Source organism: Palleronia abyssalis, from assembly GCF_900302445.1.
GTDB classification, from domain to species: Bacteria; Pseudomonadota; Alphaproteobacteria; order Rhodobacterales; family Rhodobacteraceae; genus Palleronia; species Palleronia abyssalis.
The window spans coordinates 84677-97164 of record NZ_ONZF01000010.1 but is presented as its reverse complement, the minus strand read 5'-3'; the positions used below and the strand labels follow the sequence as shown (position 1 = coordinate 97164).

Here is a 12488-nt window from a genome sequence, read left to right as displayed (position 1 = left end):
CAACAATTGGAACCCCTCTCCCCCATAGCGCTTGGCTTTCTTGGAAGCCTGGCCGCCGGATCGCTGACCGCGGTCGGAGCGGTCCCCGTTCTTTTTGGGCGCATCCCGTCCCGGGCCACGCGCGATCTGCTGCTTGGCTTCGCGGCGGGTGTCATGCTCGCGGCCTCGTTCTTCTCGCTGATCATCCCGGCTCTCGACGCAGCTGAAGGACAGTTCGACAACGGTGCTCTCCCGGCGGCCATCGTGTGTGTTGCGATCCTGCTTGGCATGGGCGCGGTCGCTCTGATGAACGAACGGCTGCCGCATGAACATTTCAAGACGGGGCGGGAAGGTCCCGACGCCGCATCGCTGCGGCGCGTCTGGCTTTTCATCATCGCGATCACGATCCACAATTTCCCCGAAGGGCTTGCCGTCGGCGTCGGGTTCGGGGCTGACGGTTTGTCGGGCGGGTTGCCACTTGCGATCGGTATTGGGTTACAGAATGCCCCCGAAGGTCTGGCGGTGGCGGTTTCGTTGCTCGGCGAGGGCTATTCCAGGTTTCGCGCCTGGGGCATCGCCGCCCTGACCGGTCTCGTCGAGCCTGTCGGTGGACTTCTCGGCGCGGGTATCATCAGCATCTCGCAACCGCTGCTGCCTTGGGGTCTCGCCTTCGCAGCAGGTGCGATGCTCTACGTCATCAGCCACGAGATCATTCCGGAAACCCACCGGTCCGGCCATCAGAACAGGGCGACGCTCGGCCTCGCGGTTGGCCTTGTGATCATGTTGTTCCTCGACGTCTGGCTGGGATAAGCGGATGAGAACTTGCCTCTTCGCCGGTCTGCTTGCTGCTCTGATCGCCTTTCTTGTCGATCAGGCAACGAAGGCAATCGTTGTTTCCAATGCGACTGTTCTTAGTTCCGGCGTATCGGTCTTTCCCGGCTTCAATCTCATCTACCTGCGCAATGACGGGGTGACCTTCGGGCTTCTCGGCGGTGCGCCGTGGCGGAGCCTTGTCGTATTGGCGCTTGGCATCTGCGTCTGGTTGGCGGCTATGCTGGTGCGCACTGACAACCGGGTTGAGGCTATCGCTTATGGTGCGATCATCGGCGGTGCGCTCGGCAACGTCCTCGACCGCATCCGGTTTCGGGGTGTGACGGACTTCCTCGATTTCTACGTCGGATCCACGCATTGGCCCGCCTTCAACATGGCGGATGTTTTCGTGGTCGGCGGCGTGTGCCTACTGCTCATAGCCCCTTGGTTGAGCGTCAAGTTTCAGACTGGCACATGATGACGGGCTTGCAACCACTGACGGGTCGTGGCCGTTACATTCCCCTGCGATCAGGGATCAGCTTTATGGCGGGCGGATTAACGGTTTTAGCCCTTCCACCGTTCTCATGGCTCATCGTTTTTCCGGTCGCCTTCTCAGCACTCTTTCTCATGCTCCGGCAGGTTTCGGCAGCGCCTGCCTTCTTCATCGGCTGGGTCTTCGGAATGGGACAGTTCGGGTTTGGAGTTTCCTGGATCGCCGAGAGCTTTTACGTCGATTCCGAACGTTTCGGTGCCCTTGCGATCCCGGCAGTCGCGGGACTGTCCGCCGGACTGGCCATCTTCCCGGGCATGGCGGCAATGCTTTTTGCCGCCATCATGCAACGACGAGCTTTCGGCGGCATTGCGGCGGGCCTTCTGTTTGCAACCTGCTGGGTGGTCACGGAATGGCTGCGGGGTCATATCCTGACGGGGTTTCCCTGGAACCTTGCCGCTTATGCCCTTGTCGAACGTGCCGCCCTGCGCCAACCCGCCGCCTGGGTCGGAAGCTATGGGTTGAGCTTTCTCACGGTCTTTATCGGGCTGTTGCCCGGTGTGTTGATTGTGGCGGCACCAAACAGACGCGTGCCTGTTCTCGTGCTCTTCGCCGTTGCTGTGACGGGTCTCTGGGTTGGCGGTGCGCTTCGGTCAGGGCAGGACGTGCCGCCGACAGACGTTGCTTTGCGCATCGTCCAAGGCAATGTGCCACAAGTCGAGAAGTGGGTACCGGGCAGCCGCCAGCGAGCCTTAGAAAAATACCTGGGCTTGTCCGCGCAACCCGGACGTTTCGATGTGCTGCTTTGGCCGGAAACGGCCTTCCCCGGCTTTCTGGATGAAGATGCTGCGGCACGCGCGCGGATATCTGCAGCTTTGCCAGACGGCAGGATCCTACTGACAGGTGCGCCTGACCGAGTGGAGGGCGATGGGGGAACCAGATATTTCAACACGGTTCAGGCATACGATGGCACCAGTGAGATTCTGACGGGATATGCAAAACATCATCTCGTTCCGTTTGGCGAATATGTGCCGCTGAGAGGCTGGCTGCCCATCGAACGACTGACGGAAGGGTTGGGCGATTTCACGCCGGGACCAGGGCCGCGCACGCTGGCGATCCCTGGCGCGCCTCTGGTCGCGGTGGCGATCTGTTACGAGATCATCTTTCCGGGCCACGTGGTCGATGACCTTTTCCGTCCCGACTGGATATTCAACGCCACAAATGATGCCTGGTTCGGAACCAGCATCGGACCCGAGCAGCACCTCGCCTCCGCGCGGATGCGCGCGGTCGAGGAGGGGCTTCCCGTGGTCCGGGCGGCCAACACTGGGATATCCGCGATCATCGACGCCAATGGAAATGTCGTCGCGCGTCTTGATACCGGGGAAACAGGCACCATTGATGCCGGCCTGCCGGGCGCGCGTACTCCAACGCCCTATGCGCGGTTCGGCGACTGGACCTTGTTGGTTCTTGTTTTTGGGTGCTGGGTCTTCGGCTGGCTGGCCAGTTTGCTCGGACGAGATCCCGATGCGCGGCATTTTGGAACGGAGGTATCCTGATGCTTGTGATCGTGAGCGCTATCGGAGGCGCGATCTGGGGTGGCTATCTGGCACGACGGAGGAGGGGGAATCACCTGGATATCCTCCAATATGCGGTAGCGTCTGCGATCGCCTTCGGACTTGTCGCCCTGTTTGCAACCATCGTGCTGTCGCGGGTTCTCGGCTAGCGAGCTTCGAAATTGCGCAAACGTGTCAGCGGCTTGAAGACCCGATAGCTCGAGGTCCCGATAGAGAATCGCGCGAATGTGCATCTAGGCGAGCTCATTTCTGATTGAGCCGTCGCTCGAACGCCTCCAATGTCGTCCCGCTGACGTGATGCTCGATCCCTTCCGCATCGCGTTCCGCGGTCTCTTTGTCGATTCCCAGGCTCAGAAGAAAGGCGACGACGACCCTGTGGCGGCGTCGACAGATCTCCGCGAGGTCCTGCCCGGCATCGGTGAGGAATATCGCGCGGTATGGCTCCCGCCGGACCAGACCAGCAGCCTTGAGCCGCGAGATGTTCTTGGTCACGGTCGGCGGCTTCACGCCAAGCCGCTCGGCGATCTCGACCGGTCTGGCCTCCCCGCGCGTCTCGATCAGTTCCGCGATCAGTTCGACGTAATCCTCCGCCATCTCGCTTTCATGTGCCTGACGCACGGTCGCAAAGCCATCGGCCTGCGCCTCGGGAGCCCGGTCGACCGCTTCGAATGGCTCACGCCCTTGTGATTGTAGCTTTGTCATACTCGGGACTTTGCAGCGAAACAGCGGGATTGACAACTTGTTTGCTTCGGGTAGATAAGTTAGCCGTGTCTAACTTTGTACTTTGGAGGCCGTGGTGATGCGAAATATTATGAGAGTGCTGCTCGCCACACTCGCAAGTGCGTTCCTCCTGTCCGGACCTGTCGCCGCGACGCCGGCCAAGGAGGCGCCTTGGCTTCCCGAGGCAGCGGCCTACCGTCTGACGCTCTTTCTTGGAAATCTCGAGCCTCTGCCCTGGGACGACATCGAGACCGCCTGGACGGAACCCTACCGGGGTTCGGAATTCTCTGTCGGGGCGCTGGCGTGGCTGGACCGCAAAAGCGATATCGAGCCCGACGGTCTCCTGGACGCTATAATGCGCGAAGACCTGCAGGCGGTCTTCGCCGAGGCGACGCGGCTTGTAGCGCTCAGGATTGAGGAGAATTTGGACCGTGCTCTCGCGGCCGAAGAATCGGCGACAGCACAGCTGGCGGTGCAGACGGTACGCGAACTCTACCGTGCGTTTGAGGATGGTATCGCGGCGGCCGATCCCGAAGCTGCAAGACGCATCGGCCTCGCCTGGCTGGAACTCAACAGCAGCACAGGTTCCGCTGGTGTTCTCGGCGCTGGCGCCACATCTGCGGATCGCGACACGATGGAAGCCGCCCGTGCAGTCATCTCCGGCTATCTTGCGGAGAACTACCTCCTGGACAGTTTCGCTCCGCGCCGGACGCTGAGCGCCCTGCCGGAAACAGCTGTGCTCAGCGGAAAGGCCATCGAGGTACCGCCAAGCCTGCCGCCTGGGTCCGACATCTTCGATCAGGACCCGCTGCCGCTGCTCGTGCTCAACTTCGAGGAACAGGGCATCGACGAGACCGATCTGCCGCTTGTTGCCTACGGCGACATGCTGTTCGACAGCGCGCAACTCTTTGGAAGCCCGGCGCAGGATCTCGGGATCGCCTGCTCGACCTGTCACAACCGCTCGGACGTCAACCAGCGGCTCTTCATCCCCGGCGCCAGCCACCAACCGGGCGCGATCGACGTGGACGGCGCCTTTTTCAACCCGATCTTCAATGACAGGCGCGACGACCCGCTCGACATTCCCAGCCTGCGCGGCTTGCGTTTTACCGGTCCCTACGGCCGCGATGGCCGCTTCGCCTCCTTGCGCGATTTTACCCGCAACGTGGTCGTCAACGAGTTCGGCGGGAAGGAACCGACGCCCTTCATGCTGGACGCTCTCGTCGCCTACATGCTCGAATTCGACTTCCTGCCGAATTCCATGCTGACGACTGATGGCCGTCTGACCGATACGACCCAAGAGGCCGCCCGGCGCGGCGAGGAGATCTTCAATACGCCCTTCGCCCGGCTCGGCGATCGGTCCTGCGCCAGTTGCCACGTGCCAGACGCGAACTTCCTCGACCGGCAGGCCCACGACATCGGCTCAGTCGCGCCGGGCTACGAGGGGGCCCGCGCCGGTGCGCTGGACACGCCCACGCTGCTCGGCACGGCCTATACCGCCCCCTATTTCCACGACGGGTCATTGCCGACGTTGGCCGCCGTCGTGGACTGGTTCGACGAGACGAAATCGCTTGGGCTTACCGAGGAAGACCGCGCCGACCTAACCGCCTATCTCGAGACCGTTGGCGCGGCAGACGAGCCCTATGAAGCCTTCGACACCGAGAACACCGCTTTCCGGCTGGCATTCGCCGAACTGACGACCTTCGCCTCGACAATCGATACGCTACTGCCGCGGCGGGACGCAGAGCATATCCTGCTGCTGACCGACACCGTGGCTGCGGACCTTTCGGCCGACGCCAGCACCATGTCGAACCTCCCCGCCCGGCCCGAGGTCTATGCGCTGGCCGAGCGGCTGGCCGCGGTCGGCGCCGCCGTCCGCGTGGAAGACTGGGAGGCCGCTGAAGCAAGCTGGACCGCGTTCAAGTCCGAAGCCGACGCAATCGAAGAGAGGGCATTCTGATGCCGGTCCATCTGACCCGTAGAACGATACTGACCTTGGTCGGCGCGGGCGCGGTGTCGCTGGCGACACCTCTCGCCGCGCAAGACGTAACCCTGCGGCTTGCCTTCATCCCGCAAGAGAACCCCGACAAGCTTCTGGGGGACATCGAGGCCATCACCGGATGGCTGGCAGAGGAGATCGGCGTCCCCGTCGAGGGGTTCGTCACCATCGACCATGCAGCGGCGGTCGAGGCGCTGCGCAACGGCGACGCGGATATCTCCTTCATGGGCGCCCTGCCCTTCGTTCTGGCCGAGGCCGAGATCGGTGCCGTGCCGCTCCTGTCCGAGGTCTACCGCGACGCGCCGAGTTATACGGGCCGCATCTTCGTGCGGCGCGACAGCGGCATCGGCGCGCTCGCAGACCTGCGCGGGCGCGACATCGCTTTTGCCGATCCGATTTCGGAATCGGGCTATCTCTACCCGCTCGCCGAATTCGTAGAAGCCGGGCTGATCGAAGACCCCGGACAGGCGGAAGCATTCTTCGGCCGCGTCTTCTTCGCGGGCGGCTACCAGCAGGCGATGCAGGCGATGGCCGAAGGCCTGGTCGATGCCGCAGGCGCCAGCCAGTATGCCGACCTGCTTCTGACGCCGCAGCAACAGGCAGAGGTAACCTGGATCGCGGAAAGCGCGCCGATCCCGAGCCATTTGGTGATCGCTCGCCCGGGGCTCGATGCCGCTCTGCGGGACCGTTTTGTCGACGCAATGCTGCGGCTCAACGAGCCGGAGCACCGCAACAAGCTGCGCTATTTTTATGGACCGGATGGGTACGTCAGGGCCGACGGCGCCGCCTATGACGGCGTACGCGATATGGCACGGCAATACGGGCTGTTGCGATGAGCACAGCTGTCGAAGTAGACGACCTGAGGTTTGCCCATACGGGCGCGGACCTCCCGGCGCTGGAGCGGGTCTCGTTTCGGGTTTCGGCGGGCGAGAGCGTCGCTTTGCTCGGCCCGTCCGGGGCGGGCAAGACGACCCTGCTGGCACTGCTCGACGGCAGGCTCCAAGGCTGGAGCGGGCGGGTATCGGTTCTGGGTGCGCCGCTCGATCCCGACCTCCCGCCGCCGAGCGCGCGCCGTTCGGATACCGGTTTCGTGTTTCAGGAGTTTGCATTGGTCGAACGCTCCACGGTTCTGCGTAACGTCCTCAATGGCCGCCTGGGGCGCATGTCTCCCCTGCGCGCCCTGATGGGGTCATCGACCAAGCACGATCTGGAGATTGCGCGCACGGTACTTGCCGATTGCGGCATTTCCGATCTTGCCGAACGCAGGGTCGACAGCCTCAGCGGCGGGCAGCGGCAGCGCGTCGCCATCGCGCGGTGTCTGGCGCAGGAACCACGGCTTATTCTGGCCGATGAACCGGTAAGCAACCTCGACCCCGCGCGTGCAGGTGAGATCCTGGCGCTGCTGGCCGGGGCGGCGCAAGCGCGCGGCGCGACGGCGCTGTTTTCGTCGCACCAGCCCGACCTGGCGCGGCGTTTCGCGCAGCGCATCATCGGCATGCGGGCCGGGCGGATCGCCTTCGATGTGCCGACCTCCGAGTTGAACGATGATGCGACGGCGGAGCTCTATCGGGAGGTAGAGCCAATCCCCGGTATCGGCCTCAGGGCGGTGTCCTGATGGCGTTCCGCGGGTTTGGCGGCTTTGCGACGAGCGGTCTGATCGCAGCCGCGATCCTGTGGTCCTTCGCCACGACCGATGTCGAGTTGTCGCGTCTCATGTCGGCCGGCCCGCGCATTGCCGATTTCCTCGGTCGCATGTTTCCGCCTGACCCGACGGTGATGGCCGAGATCAAGAAGGGCAGCGCGGAAACGCTGAGGATCGCGATCCTCGGCACCCTCGGTGCTGTGATCCTGTCCGTTCCCCTCGGCATTCTCGCGTCTGAGACGATGGTATCCCCTGCGGTGTTCCGGTCGATCCGAACGCTGCTTGCCTTCATCCGGGCGATTCCGCTGATCCTCGTGGCCATGCTCATGGTGGGCGCTGTCGGGCTCGGGCCGCTGCCCGGCATCATCGCGGTCGCCTTTCATGCAACGGGGATGCTCGCCAAGTTCTATGCCGAGGCGATCGACGGCGTGTCCCGCGCGCCGATCGCCGCGCTGGAAAGCGCGGGCGCCGGAGCGCTCGTGCGGCTCAGATACGCGATCTGGCCGCAAATGGCGCCGGTCGTCGCCCGCGACACGATTTTCCGGTTCGAGTTGAACCTGCGCGAGTCGCTGATCCTCGGCATTGTCGGCGCGGGCGGGATCGGCTTTTACATCCAGACCTACGTGCGCTCTTTCCAGTATGACAAGGCGGCCAGCGTCACGATTGCCGTCGTCGTCATGGTCATCGCCATCGAAGCTATCAACGTTGCGCTGCGCCGTCGCTTCACCTGACGATCAGGCATAGATGTCTATGGGGGTTCCGTCCCTGACCATGGCGTAGATTTCCTCGATCTGCCGGTCGGTGACAGAGATACAGCCCGCGGTCCAGTCGCGTACATTCACAGGGTCAATCCCGCGTCTTGGGCCGCCATGAATGAAGATGTCCTTTCCCGGAGATCGGCCTTGCGCCTCCGCGAACGCGATGTCGGCCTCATTGGGATATGAGATGCCGATGGAGAGGTGGAAGAGGCTGTCCGGGTTGCGCCGGTCAATCGCGTAGGAGCCCTCCGGCGTGCGGCCGTCCCCTTCGAACTGCTTGTGGCCTTCGGGCGCGAAGCCCAATCCGATGGGATAGGTCCGCAAGACATCATCCGCGCCGTCAAGAACCAGCAGCCGCTGCGCCTTGTACATACGCAGCCGGGTCACTTCGGGTCCGTTGTAGGACCGGAACTTGCTGGCACAGCCTGACAGGAGGGCGGCCAATCCGCCCAACAGCAAGACCCGCCGTGGAATTCTGGTATTCATCACTGCTCGACGCCCCTTTTGCGAGGTCTAGTTGATGTCAGACGTTACTCTACCGAAACCGCCGGATCAATGACCGTGCGCCAGTGCTCCCTTCGCCATCTGCTCGCCCACCGGTTCTCCGCCTGAAGGCCCGGCCTCAACCTGATGGCCGTTCAGGAGCCGAAGTGCGTTGGCGACCACCAGCAGAGACACGCCTACATCCGCAGCAATGGCGCCCCACATTGAGGCCATGCCGAACGCGGTCAGCCCGACGAACAGCGCCTTGGTCGCCAGCGATATGCCGATATTCTGGTGGATGATCGTCATGGCACGGCGCGAATGGCCGATAAGCCAGGGTACCTTGCCGATGTCGTCGGTCATCAGCGCGATGTCGGCCGTCTCGATCGCGGCATCCGATCCGACAGCGCCCATGGCGATGGCATAATGCGCCCGCGCCATGGCCGGTGCGTCATTCACACCGTCGCCGATCATCGCCACCATGTCGTGGCTTTCGACGAGTTCCTCAATGGCCGTCACCTTGTCTTCTGGCAAAAGTTCGGCGCGCACCTCGTCGATGCCGACTTCGGCTGCCACCGCGCGCGCGGTGCGTTCGTTGTCGCCCGTCAACATCACGATGGTCTTCACACCCTGCGCATGCAGGCGCGCAACAATCCCCTTTGCATCTGGGCGGATGCGATCGCGAAGCTCCAGTACGCCGGTCACGCCGGTCTCGTCTCCCACGGCAACGAGGGTGCTCCCTGCCCCTTCGATCCGATCCCGCAGATCCGCCGGAATGGCATTGCCGAACCCCTTCTCTTCGGCGAACCGATCCGAGCCGAGCCAGATAACGCGCCCGTCGGCGCGTCCTTCCAGGCCGCGCCCGGGCACGGTGCGGGTGTCCTCTGCGGCAGACACGGAAACACCATCGGCTTCGGCACGCGAGAGGATGGCGCGTGCCAGCGGGTGTGAAGACCGCGCCTCCAGGCTTGCTGCCAGCGCCATGAGATCGCGGGCGGAAACGCCGATCAGCGGGTGAACCGCCGCCACCTCAGGCTCGCCCATGGTGATCGTCCCGGTCTTGTCCATCGCCAGTGCCGTGGTCCGCCCCGGCGCCTCGACATAGGCGCCGCCCTTGATGAGCACCCCCGCCCGTGCCGACGCGGTCAGCGCCGCCACGATGGAGACCGGCGTAGAAATGACCAGCGCGCAAGGACAGGCGATGACCAGAAGGACCAGAGCATTGTAGAACCAGTAGTCCCAGGCGCCGCCGAGCAGCAGTGGCGGCACCAGCGCGATGGCGATCGCCAAAGCCATCACGATGGGTGTGTAGATGCGCGCGAACTTGGCCACCCACTGTTCGACCGGCGCGCGGCGGGCATGGGCATCGCCCACCATGCGAATGATTTTCGCGAGCACCGTGTCCGAGGCGGCCTTCGTCGCCCGCACCGTCAGTGTGCCCTCGCCGTTGATCGTGCCGGCATAGACCTCGTCGCCGGGTTCCTTGGGCACTAGCGCGCTTTCCCCAGTAATTGGGGCCTGATCGACGGCCCCTGCCCCGTCCACGACCTCACCGTCGAGGGGGATCCGGTCGCCGCCGCGCACGATAAACCTTGCATTGACTGCCACGGCCGCGGCCGGAACGTCGGATTCCGATCCGTCGTCGTAAAGAACCCGCGCCGTTGGCGGCGCCAGATCGAGGAGCGCGGAAACCGCATTACGCGCCCGCCCCACGCTCCAGCTCTCCAGATAAAGCGAAAGCGAGAAGAAGAAGGCGACCGTCGCGGCCTCAAAAAACTCGCCGAGGCCGATGGCGCCCGCGACGGCCACCACCATGAGCAGGTTCATGTCGGGGCTAAGCCTCCGCGCCGAAGACCAGGCCTTGGGCGCGACAAGCCAGACACCGCAAAGAATCGCGACGGCGAAGAGCCCCGCTTCCGCCATTGGCATCGGCGCCTCGCCATGCCCCGCAAAGAGCCCGAGCGCGCCGCCCATGCCCGTCTCGACGATGTGGAAAAGGAAACCCGCCGCCCAGAAGCCGCCGCTCAACGCGGTGAAGCGCTTCTGACGCGCCAGATGCGCCGCCTGGTCCTCCGCTGCGTTGTCGGCATCCCATGGCTTCGCGCTCATGCCGGTCGTTGCGACCAACTGCGTGACTTCGTCGTCTGGTATCCTCTCGGCGCTATCGAGGATGGTCATTCGCCCGTTGATCACGTCGAATGCCAGGTGTTCGGTTCCGCCCACTTTCGGCCCGACAACCCGGTTCAGGATCGCCACCTCTTCGGCGCAATCGAGCCCGGAGACCTGAAAGCTCCTTCCGCCGGACGGCGCTGGCGCCGTGAACGCGACGTCCTTGCTGGCGTCGCAACAGGATTTGCCTCTTGGGTCAGAATGCTCTTGATCACTCGGATGGCCGTGATCGTTGCCGTTGCCGTCGGAAGACATGGATTGACCTCAGGATTCATTGATTCCACATTGACATAGCCCCTACAGTAACTAGAGCTTCAAGGGCAAAAAGTGGATATTCGTCCAGCAAGAAAGGCGCCCTGCGGAGGCTTGAAGCTAGCCGCCCCCTTGAAACGACGCGGTTGGAGCAACGCTTGCCGGTACGAAGCGATCAGAATTAGTGAGGTAGACATGCAGAAACGAAACGCACCGATTATCACAGCGACATTGGTGCTTGCTGGCTGCGCGGTGCCAACGCTGGACGACGGCGCCGCTCGCAACGAAGCGGGAAGTGTTCCCGAGGCCGTCATTGCCCTTGCTGCGCCTGGTCAGGATCTCACCACGGCGCGGCTTCGTCCCGAGGATGGCTGTTATTGGTATGAACACAGCGGTCCGGTGGAAAACACCTTGGTTCCGCTACGCTCGGCTGGTGGCAACCCCATCTGCACTTCGCGCCAGTCCTGATCAGCCCATAGATGCGTCAGACCCACGCGTAACACATGATGCGCCAGTCAACTTCTCGGGGTGACGCTGTCTTCCGCCGAGTACAGGAATGCCGTCGAGCCAATTTCGACGTTGGGATAGAGATCATTGATGTGTGCCATGACCATTCGGACGCAACCGGAACTCGCACGGCCGCCGATGCTTCTCGGATACGGCGTCCCGTGAATCCTTAGATAGGTGTCTCGGTCGCCGACGAAGAGATAGAGGGCTCGCGATCCGAGCGCGTTTTCAGGTCCGGGTTCCATACCGTCGGCGATATCGGCGTAGAGCTCTGGATCGCGGTCGATCATGTTCTGCGTCGGCTGCCAATGCGGCCACCTGACCTTGCGCTTGATCGTATAGGTGCCCGGTTCGTAAAGTTTGCCGCGCGCGATCGCCACGCCATAGCGCATCGCCGTGCCGCCTTCTTCGATGTGGTAGAGATAGCGCGCAACAGCATCGACGTGGATATCACCGGGTACAAGTCCATCCTTCGCGAGGACCCGCTTTGGGAGGAAGCGAGGGTGAAGGCCCCAAGGGTTGGACGTGGCCGGGTCGTAGCCGGGAGGTGTAACCTGTGCGTCCCAACCTGCCTTCTGCGCATCGGTAGGCCACGTGTCTGCAAGGAGCGGGCTGGATATCGATGCCGAAAACAGCGCGGTGGTCGTCTGGATGAAGTGTCGTCTTGTCAGCATATAGATTGCTCCGTTCACGCATTGGACGGCAAACCGAACCTTACCCCGAACGCAGTGTTGTTCGCCCGGGAAGGAGTGAGGCGTTACTGGCAACTTGCTCCATGGTGCCGTTCTTTGTCGGTGGCTTAACTCCTAAAGCTACTAGAGGTTCAAGAGAAATATTGATGCCACACGATCTAGGTAATACTTCGGGCCCGTTCGTTGTTGCTATCAGTCTAAGCGCTGTCACGATCTGTGGGGTGGAATCGGGCTGCTGCCATGGTGCCGGGCCCGGTCTTGATCTTCTCTTCAATTGGGATCGTCATTAATGGGGGCGTCGGTACCTCGAAGGATCTGAACCGCTTAGACCCGTCATAATTTTCATGGCATTAGTCGCAGCGATCGTAAACGTTATCTGTATGATTTGGCTCCGAGGCGTTGATAGCCCGAATTTG

General features: G+C 62.9%; 12 protein-coding genes. 8 read left to right on the top strand and 4 right to left on the bottom strand.

Annotated features, from left to right (window positions below; genetic code table 11):
• Positions 1–6: 6 nt before the first annotated feature.
• Genes PAA8504_RS17235 through lnt form a run of 3 tightly spaced genes read left to right on the top strand, consistent with a single transcriptional unit; the run spans position 7 to position 2835 of the window.
• Complete coding sequence (locus tag PAA8504_RS17235) at positions 7–789, top strand: ZIP family metal transporter (RefSeq protein ID WP_108895394.1); 783 nt, start codon at positions 7–9, stop codon at positions 787–789.
• Between the two features lie 4 nt (positions 790–793).
• On the top strand, positions 794–1267 hold the full coding sequence (lspA, locus tag PAA8504_RS17230) for a signal peptidase II (protein ID WP_108895393.1): 474 nt from the start codon (positions 794–796) through the stop codon (positions 1265–1267).
• Entirely contained in the window at positions 1264–2835 is a 1572-nt protein-coding gene (gene lnt / locus PAA8504_RS17225; RefSeq protein ID WP_108895392.1) for an apolipoprotein N-acyltransferase, read from the top strand. Before lspA ends, lnt begins: the two co-directional genes overlap by 4 nt.
• Before the next feature lie 261 nt (positions 2836–3096).
• Here the strand turns inward: lnt and mntR are convergent, their stop codons facing one another.
• Positions 3097–3555, bottom strand: coding sequence for a manganese-binding transcriptional regulator MntR (gene mntR, locus PAA8504_RS17215; RefSeq protein ID WP_050532592.1), 459 nt, complete (start codon positions 3553–3555; stop codon positions 3097–3099).
• Positions 3556–3652: 97 nt separating this feature from the next.
• Between mntR and PAA8504_RS17210 the strand changes: the two genes are divergently transcribed.
• From PAA8504_RS17210 to phnE, 4 genes are read left to right on the top strand one after another with little or no spacing between them, the layout of a single operon-like run.
• A complete protein-coding gene (locus PAA8504_RS17210; RefSeq protein ID WP_108895391.1) occupies positions 3653–5530 on the top strand; it encodes a cytochrome c peroxidase in 1878 nt (625 codons plus the stop codon).
• On the top strand, positions 5530–6405 hold the full coding sequence (locus tag PAA8504_RS17205) for a phosphate/phosphite/phosphonate ABC transporter substrate-binding protein (RefSeq protein WP_009824424.1): 876 nt from the start codon (positions 5530–5532) through the stop codon (positions 6403–6405). Before PAA8504_RS17210 ends, PAA8504_RS17205 begins: the two co-directional genes overlap by 1 nt.
• Positions 6402–7184, top strand: coding sequence for a phosphonate ABC transporter ATP-binding protein (locus tag PAA8504_RS17200; protein ID WP_108895390.1), 783 nt, complete (start codon positions 6402–6404; stop codon positions 7182–7184). Before PAA8504_RS17205 ends, PAA8504_RS17200 begins: the two co-directional genes overlap by 4 nt.
• Positions 7184–7942 carry a phosphonate ABC transporter, permease protein PhnE gene (gene phnE, locus PAA8504_RS17195; protein ID WP_108895389.1) on the top strand — a complete coding sequence of 253 codons (759 nt, stop codon included), beginning with the start codon at positions 7184–7186 and terminating at the stop codon, positions 7940–7942. Before PAA8504_RS17200 ends, phnE begins: the two co-directional genes overlap by 1 nt.
• A 3-nt stretch (positions 7943–7945) precedes the next feature.
• Here the strand turns inward: phnE and PAA8504_RS17190 are convergent, their stop codons facing one another.
• Positions 7946–8455 carry a L,D-transpeptidase family protein gene (locus PAA8504_RS17190; RefSeq protein WP_108895388.1) on the bottom strand — a complete coding sequence of 170 codons (510 nt, stop codon included), beginning with the start codon at positions 8453–8455 and terminating at the stop codon, positions 7946–7948.
• A gap of 66 nt (positions 8456–8521) precedes the next feature.
• Complete coding sequence (locus tag PAA8504_RS17185; RefSeq protein WP_245897679.1) at positions 8522–10876, bottom strand: heavy metal translocating P-type ATPase; 2355 nt, start codon at positions 10874–10876, stop codon at positions 8522–8524.
• Positions 10877–11068: 192 nt separating this feature from the next.
• Here PAA8504_RS17185 and PAA8504_RS17175 point away from each other — a divergent pair, with 192 nt between their 5' ends.
• On the top strand, positions 11069–11341 hold the full coding sequence (locus tag PAA8504_RS17175) for a hypothetical protein (RefSeq protein ID WP_108895386.1): 273 nt from the start codon (positions 11069–11071) through the stop codon (positions 11339–11341).
• 47 nt (positions 11342–11388) lie between these two features.
• On the opposite strand, the gene PAA8504_RS17170 is transcribed toward PAA8504_RS17175, so the two are convergent.
• Entirely contained in the window at positions 11389–12054 is a 666-nt protein-coding gene (locus PAA8504_RS17170) for a L,D-transpeptidase (protein ID WP_108895385.1), read from the bottom strand.
• Positions 12055–12488 lie beyond the last annotated feature (434 nt).